We start from the raw sequence: 18,903 nt of genomic DNA, 5'->3' as shown, positions 1-18,903 counted from the left end.
AAAGGTGATAGTAAAAATGGTGACATTAAATAATCAAAATGAGTTTCAAACACTAAACTTAAGCTTATTCTTATATAAAGAAAAATCGAGAATGATAATAGCGAGTGTTATAGCGTTTGCAGCTTTCTGTTTTGCACAGGCAGTTTTCTTTGAAGCTGTTACTCCGTTATTTTTACCTTTTTGGCTTGTTATTCGAACGAGATTTGTCTCATTTCAGAAGAGTGCTTTACTAGGGGGAATACTAGGAACGCTCTTTCTTGGCTTTGGACAAGCAGCTGTTGTTTTAGTGCAGCTTTTCTTCATGGAATGTCTCGTCCGGTTTAAGTTTATAAAAATATCCCCTTACTTTTTACTAGCCAGTACAATTATTGCTATTCAACTAGCATGGCAGATGATGCTTCATAGCGGTATGCCATCCGTCATGACATTATTTTATATCGTATATGAATGCTTTTTTGCGGTATCGATTTTGTTTTTTATGCGTATTTTGACATTGCCGAGTAAAGAAAATGGAAATATCGAGTGGACAAGAGAAAAAATAACGGCAATTATTGTCGTTTTGGCCGGTATGTTGATCGGCATGGAAAACTTAGCGCTTTTTTACTTTTCAATGGCGCTGATCGTTCTTCACTTCCTCATTTGCCTTGTAGCCTATGCCTCTACGGTTGGAGCTACGGTCATCTTTTCATTATCTCTTGGCTTTTTTATCGGCTTAGCAAACTTATCTTTCACAGGTATGATGATTTTATATGCTTGTACGGGGCTGGTCGCAGCTTTTGTACAAAATCAGGGACGTTATGTCGTTGCGCTCTTTAGTTTTCTGCCAAGTATCTTTTTCTTCTTTTATGATGCGACATTACCGATTGATAGTGTTTATTTTATATCGATGCTTACAGGGGCCATCATTTTTCTGCTTTTGCCGAAAAATATACTTGAGTATTGTAAAATGTACTATAAACAAACAACAGTCAGCATCATTCAAGTGAACCGTAATGAAGTGGTGGAAGTGCAGCTTAAGCAGTTTCAGCAATTTGTATCTTTTATGAAGGAGCTTGTGTTTGATCATTTCACACAAAATAAGACCAAAAGTAAGACAACTGCAGAACCGTTTCTAATTTGCTCCAGCTGTTTCAAATATGAAGAGTGCTGGGGGAGAAACGGGGAGATGGAAGGAATTATTGATTCGTGGAGATTAGCAAAAAGAAGTACGAAACCGGTTAGCTGGATTCGGGTAGAAGAGCAGCTGAAAGGGAAATGCATTAAATCTTCTAAATTGCTGGAAGAACTAGAGTCTGCTTTACACAAAGAGCATATGGAGAGACAGTTCTATCATGGCAAAAAAATGATTGCCTTACAGCTTCGGGATTTAAGCAGTCACTTTGAAAAGCTGTTAAACAGCCAGCGATTAGAAATCGGCACATCGGAAATGGATGGGGAGATGCAGCAATTTTTAAAAGAACATGATATTAACTGTTTGCATATTCAGTGGATAAAAAATGAAATAGGGAATCGAGAGTTCGTTTGTTATGTCGCAGATCATCGTGATGCACATGTCGTTATCCACCAACTAGAGCAGCAACTGTTTGAATTTTTGCATGAACCATTGAAAGGTGAACAGATTTACGAGCAGCACTCGCCTATTTTTTACCGTCAAATTAAGTTTACTTCAGCAATTCGTTATCAGTTGGAGTATGATATATATACGTATTCCCACGCAAATCATGCAATTTCCGGTGACTCTTACCGTGTGTTTCCGATTCATCCGGGACTTATGGCGATTATGCTGTCGGATGGAATGGGGACGAATGTGCGAGCAAATCGTGAAAGTGAACGCTTAATTCAAATGATGCAGGATTGCCTTACGTATAACATGGATCCTGAAACAGCGATGCACACAATGCATTATGTAATGTCGCTGAAAAACGATTCGGACATGTATGCAACAATGGATTTTGCACTTGTCGATTTACAGTTCGGCCATTTATGGTGTTGGAAAGCGGGAGGCATGACGACATATGTGTTAAGAGGGAATGATCTATTCAAAATAGAAAGTACAAGTGCCCCGATTGGTTTTTTACCTAATTTCGCAATTGATACGGAAATGACGCAACTATTGTCAGAGGATGTTATTTTAATGATTTCTGATGGATTATTTTCACCATCTGCGCAATGGGATGCACAGGAGCAATTATTTATCAGGCTGATTCGTCAAGGGCTGGAAAATGGCGCTTCCATCCAGGTTGTATTATTCGATGTCATGACACAATTCAAACAAAGATACCCGATTGCAGACGATTGCACCGTAATGCTATTCCGTTTGCAGCATGTAATAAAACCGTGGCAAGTATTCAGACCAGCAATCACACATTGAAATGTAATATGAGGTGAGTAAATGCACACTTTAGAACATCAAGTATTAGCGTATATAAAAGAGCAGCAGCTTATTAAAAGTGGAGATAAACTATTAATTGCTTGTTCAGGAGGCGTTGATTCAATGGCGCTTCTTTCTTTTTTTTATCATTTCCGAAACTATTTTCAAATTGAGCTCGCCGTGGCGCATGTTGACCATATGCTGCGCGGCGAACAATCTGCTCAAGACCTCCAATTTGTTGAGCAAGCATGTAATGACTGGGCGATACCTTTCTATAGCTGTGCGATACCCATTGCGGAAATCCACAAAAAAGAAGGCGGAAACATTCAGGCGATTTGCCGGAAGGAACGCTATCATTTCTTTGAAACCGTCATGCATACACATAAGTTTTCAAAATTAGTAACGGCACATCATGCGGACGATCAGCTCGAATCAATGTTAATGGCATTGACGAAAGCGAGTTCACTAAACGGATTGAAAGGTATTTTACCGTCACGTAAATTTCAACAATTTACCGTAATTCGTCCTTTTTTGATGGTTACAAAAGACGAAATTGGGGAATATTTACATAGTAAAGGTCATTTATACCGTGAAGATCCAAGCAATGCAAAGAATAACTATACCCGTAATCGTTTCCGTCACAATGTCGTCCCAGTCTTGAAGGAAGAAAACCCCCTTGTTTCCCGGCACGCAGTCCACATTGCACAGCAGCTTTTAGATGATGATTCGTATTTAATGGAGCTTGCAGAAGAGCGTTTTTCGAAGCTTTTTCAGAAAGTCGACAAAAATTGTTATAAAGTGAAGGTTTCGGAACTGCAAAAAGAGCCACTTGCTTTACAAAGAAGGCTCATTTTAATACTATTAAGTTATCTTTATAACGATTCAAATACGATTCAAAGCTACGCACTTTGTACGACGATTTTGACGTTATTCTCAACGTCGGATGGAAGTCGTATACTTGATTTACCGGAGAATTTTATTGCGCGTCAACAATACGATGAAGTTGTATTTGAATATAAGCAGCAGGACTTGCCGACATCAAATCAACAAATCGCTTTGAATGAGTGGTGTGTGCTTGGAACGATGCGCATATATATTGGGGAACTTGCACGATGTGATGAGGACTTACTGCAAAAGTATCCGCATCACTTTTTCACCGCATCAACTGTATCGTTTCCCTTATTCGTAAGGGCTCCCAAACAAGGGGATCGTATTTTGCTACAAGGTATGCCGCATCAGAAAAAAGTATCTCGCATTTTTATTGATGACAAGATTCCTTTAACAAAAAGAGCTAGCTGGCCATTGTTAGTCGATGCTAATGATGACCTTTTAGCGATAGTAGCTGTACGCGTTAACAATAAATTTTCTAATGTAAAGTCGGCATTGCATGAAATGGTGCTTCTTGTCGATAGCAATGAACGTCTTTAGAAAGTTTGAACAATAAAAGGAGGAATCTACTCATGATTCAAAATGACATCGAAAAAATTATGATTACAGAAGAACAAATCCAGGAACGTATTAAAGAGCTTGGCGCTCAATTGACAGAGGAATACAAAGACATGTTCCCATTAGCTGTCGGGGTGCTAAAAGGTGCAATGCCATTTATGACGGATCTGATGAAACGTTTCGATTCTTATGTAGAGCTGGACTTTATGGATGTTACTTCATATGGGAATGCAACTGTTTCATCTGGAGAAGTAAAAATTCTTAAAGACTTAAATACAAGTGTTGAAGGTCGCGATGTCATTATTATTGAAGACATTATCGACAGTGGTTTAACTTTAAGCTATTTAGTGGATTTATTTAAATACCGTAAAGCAAAATCGATTAAAATCGTAACGTTACTGGATAAGCCATCTGGTCGTAAAGTGGAATTGAATGCAGATGTTGTTGGCTTCGAAGTTCCGGACGGTTTTGTTGTAGGCTACGGTCTAGATTATGCAGAGAAATATCGTAACTTACCTTACATTGGAATTTTAAAACGTGAAGTATACTCATTCTAATATTTTCTAGATTGTACAAACCTTCAATTTTAAGGCAAGCATCCAGGACATAAGTAGTAAATGAGCGCATTTTGTCATAATTCGTTTTAACGTTTAAAATGTGCGGTGCTTTTTATTGTATGAAAATTTCAACGTATGTTAAGATTTTACTTATAGTTTTTCTGTAACGTTGTGAGGAGGCTGGGGATGAATCGAATATTTCGATACACCATATTTTATTTACTAATATTTCTCGTGATTATCGGGATTTTTGGAACATTTAATGGTGGAAAAAAGACAACTGAAAACCTTGATTACTATGCGTTTTTTGAGGCTTTAGAGAGCAATGAGATTGCTTCTATGGACATACAGCCTGAAAGAGGCGTGTATAAGATTGTAGGTCAGATGAGAGGCGCTGAAGAAGGCGAAACTTTCACAGTGAACGTTTTACAAAATGACCAAACTTCTGTAGACCGTATTTTGCAAGTTGAAGAACAAGTTGCAAACGGTGAATATCCAGGAGTGGAAATTTTAGAACAACCACAAACAAGTGGGTTCGTAACATTCCTTACGAGCATCATTCCATTTGTCATCATTATTATTTTATTCTTCTTCTTACTAAGCCAATCGCAAGGTGGCGGTAATAAGGTGATGAACTTCGGGAAGTCAAAAGCTAAGCTATTTGATGACACGAAGAAAAAAGTTCGTTTCAATGACGTGGCAGGTGCCGACGAAGAGAAACAAGAACTAGTTGAAGTAGTAGATTTCTTAAAAGATCACCGTAAATTCACTGATATCGGTGCACGTATTCCTAAAGGGATTCTATTAGTAGGTCCTCCAGGTACAGGTAAAACATTACTTGCACGTGCTGTTGCCGGTGAAGCGGGCGTACCATTCTTCTCGATTTCAGGTTCTGATTTCGTAGAGATGTTCGTCGGTGTCGGTGCATCTCGTGTTCGTGACTTATTTGAAAACGCTAAGAAAAATGCCCCATGTATCATTTTCATCGATGAGATTGATGCAGTAGGTCGTCAACGTGGTGCAGGTCTTGGTGGTGGACACGATGAGCGTGAACAAACATTAAACCAATTACTAGTTGAAATGGATGGTTTCGGTGCAAACGAAGGTATTATTATCATCGCTGCAACAAACCGCCCGGATATTCTAGATAAAGCATTATTACGTCCGGGTCGTTTTGACCGTCAAATTACAGTTGGTCACCCAGACGTAAAAGGCCGTGAAGCAATCCTTAAAGTACATGCACGCAATAAGCCATTATCAGATACAGTTGATTTGGCAGCTGTTGCACAACGTACACCAGGATTCTCAGGTGCAGATTTAGAAAACTTGTTAAACGAAGCAGCACTAGTAGCAGCTCGTAAAAACAAAAAATCAATAAACATGGCTGATATTGATGAAGCTTCTGACCGCGTAATTGCCGGTCCTGCAAAAGCAAGCCGTGTATACTCTCCAAAAGAGAAAAAGCTTGTTGCATTCCATGAAGCTGGTCACGTAGTGGTCGGTCTTGAATTGGATGAAGCAGATACTGTTCATAAAGTAACGATTGTCCCTCGTGGTCAAGCTGGTGGTTATGCCATCATGTTACCGAAAGAAGAGCGTTTCTTCACAACGAAGCAAGAGTTACTTGACCGTATTGCCGGATTGCTTGGCGGACGTGTTGCGGAGGAAATCGTGCTTGGCGAAGTATCAACAGGTGCACATAATGACTTCCAGAAAGTAACGAGCATTGCACGTGCAATGGTAACAGAATACGGAATGAGCAATAGTCTTGGTGCTGTTCAATACGGCTCAAACCAAGGCGGTAACCCATTCTTAGGTCGTGACTTCGGTTCAGATCAAAATTATTCTGATACAGTAGCATATGAAATTGATAAAGAAGTTCAGCGTATCGTTGATGAGCAATATGCCCGTACGAAACGTATTTTAACAGAGCGTCGTGATTTACTAGATTTAATCGCAAATACGTTAATTGATAAAGAAACGTTAAATGCACAGCAAATCGAACATTTACGCGACCACGGTATATTACCTCCTGAAGAGGCGGTAGTAGAATCTGAGCTTCCAAAAGAACAAAAAGAAGCAACACCAACAATTGAAACTGCTGGTAATGTTTCGATCAACAAAGAAGTTCAAGGTGAAAAGAAATCACCAACAGTTGAAGATTTACCGAAAGACGTTTCAGATGATCGCCCGCAAGGCATCGATGAAGACCGTCCAAAATAATACAATGAAACTGACTATTTCCTGGGAAAAGGAGATAGTCAGTTTTTTCTTCTTAATATATTTCCTTTTGACATAACGGAAGTTGATTAAAATAGAGGACGCAAACTCTAGCGGAAAGCGTCTGTCCGCTTGGCAAATCAACGGATGTTGTTGAAAGGGAAGGATTGCCGGCTAAAAATACTGAATACTGTATAGTAGATGGCCAAATATGGTATGATTTTTTTCAGTACAGGAAAAGTAGGTGCCACTTGTGATTTTAGTAATGAATGCAGGTAACTCCAATATCATTTTAGGAATTTATCATCAGGATAAACTTATCCATCATTGGCGAACAGAAACAAACATACGAAAAACTGAAGATGAATATGCGATGCAATTTAAGGCGTTTTTTGCTCATGAAGGCATTTCATTTGAACAAGTAAAAGGGATTATTATATCCTCAGTTGTGCCACCTATAATGTTTGCACTTGAATTAATGTGTAAAAAATATTTCAGTATCCAGCCTTTAATTGTAGGGCCTGGTGTAAAAACAGGCTTGAATATAAAGTATGAAAACCCGCGTGAAGTTGGGTCAGACCGTATCGTGAATGCGGTTGCCGCATTACAGCAATATAGCGGCAGGCCACTAATTATTATCGATTTTGGTACAGCGATTACGTATTGCTTTATTAATGAGCGAGGCGATTATTTAGGGGGAGCCATTGCACCTGGTATTGCTATATCAACAGAGGCGCTCTATACGCGTGCTGCCAAATTACCTCGCATAGAAATTGCCCATACATCGCAAGTTGTGGCAAAGAATACGGTAGCTGCTATGCAGGCGGGTGTTTTTTACGGGTTTTTAGGACAAGTAGAAGGCATCGTCAGTCGTATGAAAGCTCAAAGTAAAGAAGAGCCCCTCGTAATTGCAACTGGCGGGCTGGCTAAATTAATCGCTAATGAAACCCAGATGATTGATGTTGTCGATCCGTTTTTGACACTCAAGGGACTTGCGACGATTTATAAAAGAAATCAATAGAAAAGAGGAATTTCAACATGAAAGACTACTTAGTAAGAGGAATTGCATATGACGGACAAGTTCGTGCATTTGCAACAAATACAACTGAAACTGTAGGAGAAGCACAACGCCGCCATAATACATGGCCTGTAGTATCTGCTGCGCTTGGCCGTTCAATGACAGCATCTGTAATGATGGGTGCGATGTTAAAAGGGGACGACAAAATTACGGTAAAAATCGAAGGGAACGGTCCAATCGGTCCAATGGTTATCGATGCAGATGCCAAAGGAGATGTGCGCGGCTTCGTTACAAACCCACATGTTCACTTTGAATTAAATGAACAGGGGAAACTGGATGTACGTGCAGGTGTCGGTTCTCAGGGAGCACTTACAGTTGTTAAAGATTTAGGTTTACGTGATATGTTCTCAGGCCAAACACCGATTGTCTCAGGAGAAATCGCTGAAGACTTCACATACTACTTCGCTTCATCTGAACAGGTACCTTCTTCAGTAGGCCTAGGTGTATTAGTAAATCCGGATAATACAATTTTAGCTGCAGGTGGCTTTATCATTCAATTAATGCCTGGCTGTGATGAAGAAACGATCGAAGCAATTGAAAAACGTTTATCTTCAATTGAGCCTGTATCAAAAATGATTGAAAAGGGATATTCACCTGAGCAAATTTTAGAAGCGGTATTAGGAGAAGGAAACGTTCAAATTCTTTCATCAATGCCTGTACAGTTCCAATGTCAATGTTCAAAAGAGCGTTTTGGTGCGGCAATTATCAGTTTAGGTGTCGGTGAGATTCAGGAAATGATTGACGAAGATGGTCAAGCAGAAGCACAATGTCACTTCTGTTTAGAAAAGTACCACTTCGATAAAAGTGAACTTGAAGGCTTTGTGAATGAAATCCAATCGTAATTTACACCAAACACCACAACCAACACAAAATAATTTACCGTACACACAACGACGCTTAAAAACAAAACCTACGTTGATGTTATTGTTACTATTGTTAATCGGAAATCTATTTTGGTTTGTGCTATGGTTACTCCCATCTGATGAAAAAACGTCAGAAAAAGAAGATGGCGGCGGCGAAAACATCGCTGCCGTCGAGGGAGATCCAATTACACGCCAACAATGGCTTGCTGAAATGGAAAACCGATATGGAAAAGAAACATTGCAGAGTTTAGTAAATGAAGCTGTTATGGAAAAAGCAGCGAAAAAATATAAACTCGATGTAAAAGAAGAAGAGATTGATTTAGAAATCGCCTTATTACGCTCGGCACAAGATTCAAATGATACAACTCTACATAGCTTATCTCCGGAGCAACTGCGTCAAAAAATGCGAGCTCAACTCATCCTCGATAAAGTATTAACAAATGATATTGTTGTAGAAGAGGATGAGGCTAAAAAATATTATGAAGACAATAAGTCGATTTATAATATTCCAACTACACACCGAACAAGTATGATTATCGTGAACTCAAAAGAGGACGCGGAACGAGTGGAAAAAGAGCTGAAGGACGGCTCTGATTTTGCGGTTCTGGCACGTGAACATTCATTGGATACAGCTTCGGCTAGTTTAGGCGGCGATATTGGCTTTATTTCATCAAGTCAATCGGCAGTCGATCCTGCAATTTTACCAGAAGTGGAAAAACTGAAGGAAGATGAAACTTCCAAACCATTTGTATTAAGTGATGGGCGCTATGCGATTGTCAAGGTTACAGAGAACATGGAAGGGCAGTCATTCAGCTTTGATGAAGTAGAAGGCCATGTAAAACGTCAGCTTGCTTTAGAACAGCTGCCACCTTCCATTACACCGGAAGCTTTCTGGGCAGAATTTAATGCCACATGGATTTACGGAGAATCCAAAAATTAACGCAGGATTTTAGACAGGCAAGGACAGAAGTTGAAGTTTTTAGTGAAAGAGAAACTTTTATTGAGAAACTGCTACTTTATAAAATTGATTGGAATGGAGGGGCCACGCCCGCGGAAAGCGTCCCCTGGAATGGAAATCAATTTTGCTGTCCCTGCCTTTTTATTAAGTAAACCTAAATAGTCAGAAATTTTCCAAAAATTTCGTTTCAATTAATTGACAAGTAGTATTAAAAATTGATAAGATACAAATTAAGTAAAACCTATTGATTTGGTAGGGATTTGGAGAGGAATGGATAAAATGAGTAAATTAGCAAATTCAGTGGCGGACTTAGTAGGTCGCACACCAATCGTAAAATTAAACAATGCAACAAGTGAAAATGAAGGTACAGTTTACGTAAAACTTGAATACTTTAACCCAGGTTCTTCAGTTAAAGACCGTTTAGCTTTAGCTATGGTTGAAGCGGCAGAAAAAGATGGCACATTAAAGCCAGGCGGCACAATCATCGAACCGACTTCTGGTAACACAGGTATCGGTTTAGCAATGATTGCAGCAGCTAAAGGCTATAAAGCAGTTTTAGTAATGCCTGAAACAATGTCATTAGAGCGTCGCAACCTTTTACGTGCTTATGGTGCTGACTTAGTATTAACACCAGGTCCAGAAGGTATGAAAGGTGCAATTGCAAAAGCAGAAGAATTATCTAAATCAGAAGGATACTTCTTGCCACAACAATTCAAAAACGAAGCAAACGCAGAAATTCACCGTTTAACAACAGGTCCTGAAATTGCGGAAGCATTCGAGCAAGAAGGCTTAAAATTAGATGCATTTGTTGCAGGTGTAGGTACTGGCGGTACAATTACTGGTGCAGGTGAAGTATTGAAAAATAAATTCCCTGAAATCGAAATCATCGCTGTTGAGCCTAAAGATTCTCCAATTCTTTCAGGCGGTAACCCTGGCCCACATAAAATTCAAGGTATTGGTGCAGGTTTCATTCCGGACGTATTAAACACAGAAGTATATGATTCTGTATTACCGGTTGAAAACGAAACAGCATTCGAATATGCACGTAAAGTAGCGCGCGAAGAAGGTATTTTAGCTGGTATTTCTTCAGGTGCAGCGATTTACGCAGCAATCGAAACTGCAAAACGTTTAGGTAAAGGCAAAAACGTATTAGCGATTATTCCATCAAACGGTGAGCGCTACTTATCAACACCTTTATACCAATTTGAAGACTAATTAAAATTTATCTAAGAAATTATAAAAGCCATTTTGCGAGAACAACTCTCGTAGAATGGCTTTTTTCTTAGAAACTGCTAAGTTAAAAATGGATTTTTACAGCGTTATCGAGTTTAATTAAGAAAAAGGTAAAGCAGGTGTAAATTGATGCAACAACTAGAAACACATACTTTTTACATGACAAAAGATGAATTTTATTATAGTTTCCAAGAACAGACGGCAACGGAAAAACAGCGGACGTTTATGGAAAGCGGTCGTGGAGGGCATTATTCAATCGCCGCATGGCAGCCAATTGCAAAGGCAAAGTCAGTGGCACAAGGTCTTGAACTAACTTGGAAAAATGGAGAAACAGAGCTGAAAACAGGTGAAGCACTCGCGGAGCTGGAAAAAGTGATCGCCAAGTACAAGCTTGAAGCGAATCCGAAACTACCTGATTTCCAAGGTGGGGCAATTGGTTTTATTTCATATGATTATGCGCGCACGATAGAATTCCTTCCAAATGAGGCGGAAGATGACTTGCAAGTACCGGATCTTTATTTTTATTTATTTGATCATTGGGCAGTACATAATGTACAAACAGGTGAAGTGACATTGATGAAATTTGCTAATAGTGAAGTTGATTTACTTTCATGGCAAACGGATTGGCAACAGCATGCGGTAGCCGGATTGGAAAAGCGTCATTTTAATCAGGAAACAGCAAAAAATATGCAGCAGGATGAAGCGGAATTGCAAGTCTCCTTCAGTGGAGATGCATTTGAAGCTGCTATACATAAAATTCAGCACTATATTGGACAAGGTGATGTGTTCCAAGTGAACTTGTCTGTGCGTCAGGCGAAAAAGCTTTCGGCTGCACCGATTGCGATGTATGAGGCAGTTCGTTCGTTTAATCCTTCGCCGTATATGGCTTATATTGAAAGTGAAGATTTTGCCGTTGTTAGTGGCTCTCCGGAATTGCTTGTAAAGCGTAAAGGAAATGAGCTTTCAACAAGACCGATTGCTGGGACACGTCCGCGCGGAGCATCAGAAGAGCAGGATTTAGCGTTGGCCAATGAACTCATTGAACATGAAAAAGAGCGTGCAGAACATGTCATGCTAGTTGATTTGGAACGCAATGATTTAGGACGGGTGAGCAAATACGGGACGGTAGAAGTAAATGAGTTCATGGTGATTGAGCATTACTCACATGTAATGCATATTGTTTCGAATGTTCGAGGAGAAATTGCGCATGGAAAAACAAATGCGGATGTGATTCGGGCGATGTTCCCGGGTGGAACGATTACAGGGGCACCGAAAATCCGTACGATGGAAATTATTGAAGAGCTTGAGCCGGTACGCCGTGGTCTTTACACAGGATCGATCGGCTGGATTGGCTATACAGGCGATTTGGAATTAAACATCGTTATCCGTACAGCGTATATTCAAGATAGCATTGCATACATTCAGGCGGGCGCCGGAATAGTCATCGATTCGATTCCGGAAAACGAGTATATTGAATCAATGAATAAAGCGAAAGCAATGTGGCAGGCAAAAGCAATGGCAGAAGAGGTGAGCAAATGATTTTAATGATTGATAATTATGATTCGTTTACATACAACTTAGTGCAATACTTCGGTGAATTCGGTCATGAACTGGTCGTAAAGCGCAATGACGAAATTACGGTAGAAGAAATCGAAAAGCTCCGACCGATGGTGCTTGTTATTTCACCAGGGCCTTGTACACCAAACGATGCGGGGGAAAGTCTTCGGATTATCGAACATTTCACAGGGAAGCTTCCGATTCTAGGTGTGTGCTTAGGTCATCAGGCAATTGCACAAGTGTTTGGCGGCGATGTAGTGCGTGCAGAGAGATTGATGCACGGGAAAACTTCACCTGTTCTTCATAATGGGGTTGGTCTGCATAAAAAGAATGCGAACCCGTTTTTAGCAACGCGTTATCACTCGCTGATCGTAGAACCTACAACATTACCGGACTGTCTGGAAGTAACGGCTTGGACAGAGGAAGGCGAAATTATGGGTCTGCGTCATAAACAGTATCCGATTGAAGGAGTTCAATATCATCCTGAATCGATTATGACTGAAGACGGCAAGCAACTGTTACGAACATTTATTGAGACGTATTGTTAGGAGGGATGGGCAATGCTTTGTTGGATGAATGGCCAGTATATCGATGAACAGGACTTGAAAATTTCCCCGTTTGATCACGGTTTTTTATATGGTCTCGGTTTTTTTGAAACGTTTCGGACATATGAGGGCAAGGCTGTCTATTTGCATGAACATTTCAGCCGCCTGCTGGAAGCGTTAAAAGAGTACCGTATTCATTTTCCGTATACGCTACAGAACATAGAAGAGGTCATTGAAAAGCTCAATGCACAGAATGGCAAAGAAGGGTATTTTCGTTTAAATGTATCGGCTGGTGTGCATTCGATTGGACTTGCTCCGTCAGAATATAACGAACCAACCGTTATTCTGTTTCGTAAAGAACTGCCGAATATGGTGCGCGGTACAGAAAAAGAAGCGGTCTGGCTGAAAACAGCACGTAATTCTCCTGAACAGCAGATCCGCTATAAAAGCCATCATTACGGCAATAATGTTCGAGCGCGGTTAGAATTGCCGAGTTTAGCGACACAAGAAGGTTTCTTTACGGATCAGGACGGTGTTGTAGCAGAAGGTATTACGTCAAATGTCTTTTGGATAAAAGATGGTATACTGTATACGCCTTCTACTAATTTAGGTATTTTACCGGGCATTACCCGAAAAATAGTCATTCAACTCGCTGACGAACTCCAAATCCCGGTCCGAGAAGGCCGCTTTATGGCATGGGAATTGGAACAGGCGGATGAATGTTTTATTACAACGGCTGTACAGGAGCTTGTACCGATTTCCCGTATTGGGAAGGTACAGTTTGCCGGCAGTGAAGGCAGACTTTATAAAAAGCTGCATCAAATATATTTACAAAAAATCAATACGCGTTTAGGAGACCGTCATGTTAGAAAACTATAAAGTACTCACATTAAATGGGATTGAGCTGGATTTCCGCAAAGAAACATTCGTGATGGGCATTTTAAATGTAACACCGGACTCATTTTCGGATGGCGGCAAGTTCAATTCGATAGAAAAAGCCGTTGCCCAGGCGAAAAAAATGGTGGCAGATGGAGCGAAAATCATCGATGTCGGCGGGGAATCAACACGCCCTGGTTATATACGAATTTCCGATGAGGAGGAAATTGCACGTGTCGTACCGGTAATTCGAGCGCTTTTAAAAGAAGTACCTGCGATTATTTCAATTGATACGTATAAATCAAATGTTGCGCGTGCCGCAATTGAAGCGGGTGCACATATTATTAATGACATTTGGGGCGCAAAAGCGGATCCGGAAATGGCAAATGTTGCAGCAGAACTGGATGTACCGATTATTTTAATGCATAACCGTCTGTCAGATCAGTACGATAACTACTTTGCTGATTATATGGCCGATATGCAGGAAAGTATTGCAATTGCAAAAGCAGCGGGAGTAAGAGACGAGCATATTTTCCTTGATCCGGGCATCGGTTTTGTGAAAAGCTTAAGTGAAAGCATTGAAACGATGCAGCGCCTTGATGAACTTGTTGCATTAGGATATCCGGTATTGCTTGCGACATCCCGCAAGCGTATGATTGGGTCAATTTTAGAATTACCTGTAGAGGAACGAGTGGAAGGGACAGCCGCTACTTGTGCATTTGGTGTCCAAATGGGCTGCCATATGATGCGTGTTCATGATGTTAAAGAAGTGGCGCGTACAGTAAGAATGATGGATGCGCTTGTAGGGAAATTTGAAGTACAAGGTGAATTGGCACCGAGACATTAAGGAGTTTGCAATGGATTACATTCATTTAAAAGAAATGCAGTTTTTTGGTTATCACGGTGTATTACCGGAAGAGAACGTATTAGGGCAACGCTTTCGGGCTAATGTATCGCTTGCTGTGGACATGAAACGAGCGGGTGAGACAGATGAGCTGGATCATACGGTAAGTTATGTTGGCGTTTATGATATCTGTAAAGAAGTGATTGAAGGTAAACCGTATAAATTAATTGAAGCGGTTGCGGAAAAAGTTGCTTCAAGTATTTTAACGCAATATGAAGGTCAGATTTTTGGGTGCCGCGTCGAAATTATTAAGCCTGATCCTCCAATACCGGGACATTACAAAGAAGTCGCGGTCGAAATTACAAGAGGGCAATTCGTATGACGACAGCCTATTTATCGATTGGTACGAATATTGGTGAGCGTGAGCAAAACTTGCAAGACGCGGTAAAGCTGCTCATCGCACATGAGGCGATATCTGTAACAGCGATTTCTTCAATTTATGAAACGGCAGCAGTCGGTTTTACAGATCAGGCCGATTTTTTAAATATTGCCGTTGCTCTTGAGACGGAGCTTGATGCCCATAATCTACTAGCACAATGCCAAAAAATCGAAAATGATCTTGGCCGTGTTCGTGAATTCCGCTGGGGACCGCGAATAATCGATTTGGACATTTTGCTGTATGGTCAAAAACAATATGAAACAGAAGCCTTAACGATTCCGCATCCTCGTATGTATGAGCGTGCATTCGTTCTTGTGCCGTTAGAAGAGATTATGACGCAAAATTATGATATGCTTGTAGGCGTGCAAAAAGCGTTACATGCACTTGATATAAAGAAAGAAGGCGTCAATCTGTGGAAGAAAATCAATACGGTCGCAGAATTCGTGCCTTTCGAAAACTGAAACGAATTCAGCAAACCGAATTTGCAAAACATATTGGTATATCTGTAACAATTTTAGGGCGGATTGAACGAGGCGAGAAACAACCCTCCGAAGAACAGCTTCAAACAATTGCAGATGTATTACAAATAGATATAATCGAATTAAAAGGTGAATAACCTGGTGGAGGGAACAAAAGGTGTCAAACATCGACCAAAAGCCTTTCCAAATAGGCGATATTATTATGGATAACCGTGTCGTTCTTGCTCCGATGGCGGGAATCTGCAACTCGGCTTTCCGATTAACGGTAAAAGAATTTGGTGCAGGGTTAGTCTATGCGGAAATGATCAGTGATAAGGCGTTGAATACCCGCAACAAAAAAACATTGGACATGCTTTATATCGATGAGCGAGAAAATCCGATGACACTGCAAATTTTCGGAGGAGACAAAGAAAATTTAGTAGAGGCGGCAAAATTTGTAGACAAACATACAACAGCCGACATTATCGATATCAACATGGGTTGTCCTGTAAACAAAATTATTAAATGTGAAGCTGGCGCAAAATGGCTTCTTGATCCGAACAAAATTTACGAAATGGTTTCAGCTGTTGTCGATGCAGTCGATAAGCCGGTTTCGGTAAAAATGCGTATCGGATGGGATGAAGAGCGTGTATTCGCTGTAGAAAATGCTCAAGCAGCAGAACGTGCAGGTGCAGCCGCGATTGCAATGCATGGCCGAACACGTGTGCAAATGTACGAAGGTAAGGCAAACTGGGATGTCTTAGCTGAAGTGAAAAAAAATATTAGCATCCCGTTTATCGCGAATGGGGACGTGGAAACACCGGAAGATGCAAAGCGCATTCTGGAACATACGAATGCAGACGCGGTTATGATTGGTCGTGCTGCTTTAGGAAATCCATGGATGATCTATCAAACGGTGAAATACTTGGAATCAGGTATTCAAATTCCAGAGCCTTCTATTCGTGAAAAGATGGACGTTTGTTTACTTCATTTTGAACGTTTAAAAGCACTTAAAGGTGAAAAAGTGGCGGTAAGAGAAATGCGTAAACATGCATCATGGTATTTAAAAGGAATTCGCGGAAACGGGAAAATCCGTAATGCCATCAATTTAACAGAGACTGAGCAAGATTTACGTATTCTTTTAAATAGTGTGGCAGAGGAATACGAAGAAGAAGCGGTTATTGTATAAACAGTAATGAAAGGCATCAGCTGATGATGCCTTTTTGTTATGTAAAGGGAAATCACTTAACAGAATTGTCTGATATTTAAAATTAATTCGAAACAGGTGAATCACCAAACGAAATACTGTACAATGGAAACATTATGGACTATTGTGCCGTTTTGGAGCGCAAAAACATTAAGGAGTGAAATACGTGTCAAATATCGAAGAATTAAACGACCAACTTTTGGTGAGACGCCAGAAGATGACAGATATTCGCGAAAACGGTATGGACCCATTCGGCAGCCGTTTTGAACGCACACATTTATCGAACGAAATTATTGCAGAAAATGAGCAATTTGATAAAGAGCAATTAGAAGAAAATCCACGTGAAGTTGTAATCGCTGGACGTATTATGACGAAGCGCGGTAAAGGTAAAGCTGGTTTTGCGCATATCCAGGACTTAGCTGGCCAAATCCAAATTTATGTACGTAAAGATGCAATCGGTGAAGAAGCATATGAATTATTCAACAAAGCAGATCTTGGGGATATCGTAGGGGTAAAAGGAAACGTATTCCGTACGCAAGTTGGAGAGTTATCTGTTAAAGCGACAGAGTTCACTTTCCTGACAAAAGCGTTACGTCCGTTACCTGATAAATTCCACGGCCTGACAGACGTAGAACAACGTTACCGTCAACGTTATGTAGACTTAATGACAAACGATGAATCAAAAACAACATTCATCCAACGTTCAAAAATTATCCGTGCAATCCGCAACTATTTAGATAACAATGGCTATTTGGAAGTTGAAACACCAATGTTGCATACAATTGCAGGTGGTGCGGCGGCTCGTCCGTTCATTACACACCACAATGCATTGGATATGGAATTATATATGCGTATCGCTATCGAGCTGCATTTAAAACGTTTAATTGTTGGCGGCTTGGAAAAAGTGTATGAAATCGGCCGTGTATTCCGTAACGAAGGTATTTCAACTCGTCACAATCCGGAATTCACAATGATTGAATTATACGAAGCGTATGCAGACTATAACGATATTATGGATTTAACAGAAAACCTTATTGCACATGTAGCTCAAGACGTTCTTGGTACAACATCTGTACAATATGGTGAAGATACAATTGAATTAGGTGTTGGCTGGAAACGCGTGCATATGGTAGATGCAGTTAAAGAAGCAACTGGTGTAGACTTCTGGGCACCGATGACTGTAGAAGAAGCACGCAAACATGCTGCTGAACACGGTGTGGAAATTAAAGATGCACATGAAGTAGGTCACATCATCAATGAATTCTTTGAGCAAAAAGTAGAAGAAACATTAGTACAACCTACTTTCGTAACAGGTCACCCAGTGGAAATTTCCCCATTAGCGAAGAAAAACCCTGAAGACCCACGCTTCACAGACCGTTTTGAGCTATTTATCGTTCGACGTGAGCATGCAAATGCCTTCACAGAATTAAATGATCCAATCGATCAACGTGAGCGTTTTGAAGCTCAAATGGCTGAGAAAGAAGCTGGAAATGACGAAGCACATGAAATGGATAATGATTTCATCGAAGCACTAGAATACGGTATGCCGCCAACTGGTGGTTTAGGTATCGGTATCGACCGTTTAGTAATGTTGCTAACGAACTCACCATCAATTCGTGATGTTTTATTATTCCCGACAATGCGCCATACTACGAAGTAAGTTTATTTAGGGCCCTGCGTTATTCGCAGGGCTCTTTTCTTTATTATAGAAAGAAAAGTGTACTTATTTGTTCTGGTGAACAATAAGAGTGTGTTGGCGGTTAGAGTACTATAGAAGGATATAAGGATATAAGGATATAAGGATATAAGGAGATGAGGAAGCAATCAAGCGTACTTTTCTATATGTATTGAAAGGGAATTAAGTGAAGCTATATAGATTTTGATAAAAAGTATAATATTTTTTGAAATAACTATTGCAATATAGTTATGGGGATGGTATATTATTTCTTGTCGCTAAAACGTGACGCAACAAATTACAAAGTTCTTTACTTTTCGACTTTAGAGTGGTAAAGTTTAAGAGTTACTGAATTTACAGTGAAATATGGGTTAAAAACTTTTTGAAAAAAGTTGTTGACATTCATATCACATAAATGGTAAGATATAAAAGTTGTCACAACGACAACACAATGAACCTTGAAAACTGAACAAGCAACGTTAATGAAACAAGCTTCTTAAATGAAGCAAACAATAGATTCCAACTTCTAACGAAGTTGGATCGCTAGCAAAGCAAATGAGCTTTCAAACTACTTTT

Annotated in this window: 17 protein-coding genes; all 17 read left to right on the top strand. The window is 40.2% G+C overall.

The annotated features are described in order from the left end of the window. Nucleotides 1-16 precede the first annotated feature (16 nt). A complete protein-coding gene (locus M3166_RS18040; protein WP_251691526.1) occupies nt 17-2,371 on the top strand; it encodes a SpoIIE family protein phosphatase in 2,355 nt (784 codons plus the stop codon). A 21-nt stretch (nt 2,372-2,392) separates the two neighbouring features. Further along, on the top strand, nt 2,393-3,799 hold the full coding sequence (tilS, locus tag M3166_RS18035; RefSeq protein ID WP_251691525.1) for a tRNA lysidine(34) synthetase TilS: 1,407 nt from the start codon (nt 2,393-2,395) through the stop codon (nt 3,797-3,799). A 32-nt stretch (nt 3,800-3,831) separates the two neighbouring features. Beyond that, entirely contained in the window at nt 3,832-4,374 is a 543-nt protein-coding gene (gene hpt / locus M3166_RS18030; RefSeq protein WP_251691524.1) for a hypoxanthine phosphoribosyltransferase, read from the top strand. A 186-nt stretch (nt 4,375-4,560) separates the two neighbouring features. Beyond that, nucleotides 4,561-6,597, top strand: a complete 2,037-nt coding sequence (ftsH, locus tag M3166_RS18025; RefSeq protein WP_251691523.1) for an ATP-dependent zinc metalloprotease FtsH — start codon at nt 4,561-4,563, stop codon at nt 6,595-6,597. A 250-nt stretch (nt 6,598-6,847) separates the two neighbouring features. Next, nucleotides 6,848-7,615 carry a type III pantothenate kinase gene (locus tag M3166_RS18020; RefSeq protein ID WP_251691520.1) on the top strand — a complete coding sequence of 256 codons (768 nt, stop codon included), beginning with the start codon at nt 6,848-6,850 and terminating at the stop codon, nt 7,613-7,615. Between the two features lie 17 nt (nt 7,616-7,632). Beyond that, nucleotides 7,633-8,514 carry an Hsp33 family molecular chaperone HslO gene (gene hslO, locus M3166_RS18015; RefSeq protein WP_251691518.1) on the top strand — a complete coding sequence of 294 codons (882 nt, stop codon included), beginning with the start codon at nt 7,633-7,635 and terminating at the stop codon, nt 8,512-8,514. Further along, on the top strand, nt 8,498-9,475 hold the full coding sequence (locus M3166_RS18010; RefSeq protein ID WP_251691516.1) for a peptidyl-prolyl cis-trans isomerase: 978 nt from the start codon (nt 8,498-8,500) through the stop codon (nt 9,473-9,475). The genes hslO and M3166_RS18010 overlap by 17 nt, the downstream gene beginning before the upstream one ends. 297 nt (nt 9,476-9,772) lie before the next feature. Further along, nucleotides 9,773-10,708 (top strand): cysteine synthase A, encoded by a 936-nt coding sequence (cysK, locus tag M3166_RS18005; RefSeq protein WP_251691514.1) that lies wholly within the window; start codon nt 9,773-9,775, stop codon nt 10,706-10,708. 147 nt (nt 10,709-10,855) lie between these two features. Beyond that, a complete protein-coding gene (locus M3166_RS18000; RefSeq protein ID WP_251691512.1) occupies nt 10,856-12,265 on the top strand; it encodes an anthranilate synthase component I family protein in 1,410 nt (469 codons plus the stop codon). Next, entirely contained in the window at nt 12,262-12,831 is a 570-nt protein-coding gene (gene pabA / locus M3166_RS17995) for an aminodeoxychorismate/anthranilate synthase component II (RefSeq protein ID WP_251691510.1), read from the top strand. The genes M3166_RS18000 and pabA overlap by 4 nt, the downstream gene beginning before the upstream one ends. A 12-nt stretch (nt 12,832-12,843) precedes the next feature. After that, on the top strand, nt 12,844-13,707 hold the full coding sequence (gene pabC, locus M3166_RS17990; protein ID WP_251691508.1) for an aminodeoxychorismate lyase: 864 nt from the start codon (nt 12,844-12,846) through the stop codon (nt 13,705-13,707). Next, nucleotides 13,691-14,551 (top strand): dihydropteroate synthase, encoded by an 861-nt coding sequence (gene folP / locus M3166_RS17985; protein WP_251691506.1) that lies wholly within the window; start codon nt 13,691-13,693, stop codon nt 14,549-14,551. The genes pabC and folP overlap by 17 nt, the downstream gene beginning before the upstream one ends. Before the next feature lie 10 nt (nt 14,552-14,561). Next, nucleotides 14,562-14,930 carry a dihydroneopterin aldolase gene (gene folB, locus M3166_RS17980; protein ID WP_251691504.1) on the top strand — a complete coding sequence of 123 codons (369 nt, stop codon included), beginning with the start codon at nt 14,562-14,564 and terminating at the stop codon, nt 14,928-14,930. After that, on the top strand, nt 14,927-15,448 hold the full coding sequence (folK, locus tag M3166_RS17975) for a 2-amino-4-hydroxy-6-hydroxymethyldihydropteridine diphosphokinase (protein WP_251691503.1): 522 nt from the start codon (nt 14,927-14,929) through the stop codon (nt 15,446-15,448). Before folB ends, folK begins: the two co-directional genes overlap by 4 nt. Then, on the top strand, nt 15,400-15,603 hold the full coding sequence (locus M3166_RS17970) for a helix-turn-helix domain-containing protein (protein WP_251691500.1): 204 nt from the start codon (nt 15,400-15,402) through the stop codon (nt 15,601-15,603). Before folK ends, M3166_RS17970 begins: the two co-directional genes overlap by 49 nt. Nucleotides 15,604-15,623: 20 nt before the next feature. Beyond that, a complete protein-coding gene (gene dusB, locus M3166_RS17965) occupies nt 15,624-16,634 on the top strand; it encodes a tRNA dihydrouridine synthase DusB (protein ID WP_251691498.1) in 1,011 nt (336 codons plus the stop codon). A 175-nt stretch (nt 16,635-16,809) separates the two neighbouring features. Continuing rightward, nucleotides 16,810-18,312 carry a lysine--tRNA ligase gene (lysS, locus tag M3166_RS17960; RefSeq protein WP_353056588.1) on the top strand — a complete coding sequence of 501 codons (1,503 nt, stop codon included), beginning with the start codon at nt 16,810-16,812 and terminating at the stop codon, nt 18,310-18,312. Nucleotides 18,313-18,903: the final 591 nt, after the last annotated feature.

Origin of the sequence: Solibacillus isronensis (assembly GCF_023715405.1) — a bacterium.
Taxonomy (GTDB): domain Bacteria; phylum Bacillota; class Bacilli; order Bacillales_A; family Planococcaceae; genus Solibacillus; species Solibacillus isronensis_B.
Note: the sequence above shows the minus strand (reverse complement) of the source record. Positions and strands in the feature narration are given on the sequence as shown.

What these genes read in the sequence shown, in the direction of transcription:
- M3166_RS18040 (WP_251691526.1), top strand. Translation starts at nt 17, where the DNA reads ATGGTGACATTAAATAATCAAAATGAGTTTCAAACACTAAACTTAAGC.
- tilS (WP_251691525.1), top strand. Translation starts at nt 2,393, where the DNA reads ATGCACACTTTAGAACATCAAGTATTAGCGTATATAAAAGAGCAGCAG.
- folK (WP_251691503.1), top strand. Translation starts at nt 14,927, where the DNA reads ATGACGACAGCCTATTTATCGATTGGTACGAATATTGGTGAGCGTGAG.
- cysK (WP_251691514.1), top strand. Translation starts at nt 9,773, where the DNA reads ATGAGTAAATTAGCAAATTCAGTGGCGGACTTAGTAGGTCGCACACCA.
- folP (WP_251691506.1), top strand. Translation starts at nt 13,691, where the DNA reads ATGTTAGAAAACTATAAAGTACTCACATTAAATGGGATTGAGCTGGAT.
- hpt (WP_251691524.1), top strand. Translation starts at nt 3,832, where the DNA reads ATGATTCAAAATGACATCGAAAAAATTATGATTACAGAAGAACAAATC.
- pabA (WP_251691510.1), top strand. Translation starts at nt 12,262, where the DNA reads ATGATTTTAATGATTGATAATTATGATTCGTTTACATACAACTTAGTG.
- hslO (WP_251691518.1), top strand. Translation starts at nt 7,633, where the DNA reads ATGAAAGACTACTTAGTAAGAGGAATTGCATATGACGGACAAGTTCGT.
- pabC (WP_251691508.1), top strand. Translation starts at nt 12,844, where the DNA reads ATGCTTTGTTGGATGAATGGCCAGTATATCGATGAACAGGACTTGAAA.
- M3166_RS18010 (WP_251691516.1), top strand. Translation starts at nt 8,498, where the DNA reads ATGAAATCCAATCGTAATTTACACCAAACACCACAACCAACACAAAAT.
- folB (WP_251691504.1), top strand. Translation starts at nt 14,562, where the DNA reads ATGGATTACATTCATTTAAAAGAAATGCAGTTTTTTGGTTATCACGGT.
- ftsH (WP_251691523.1), top strand. Translation starts at nt 4,561, where the DNA reads ATGAATCGAATATTTCGATACACCATATTTTATTTACTAATATTTCTC.
- M3166_RS18000 (WP_251691512.1), top strand. Translation starts at nt 10,856, where the DNA reads ATGCAACAACTAGAAACACATACTTTTTACATGACAAAAGATGAATTT.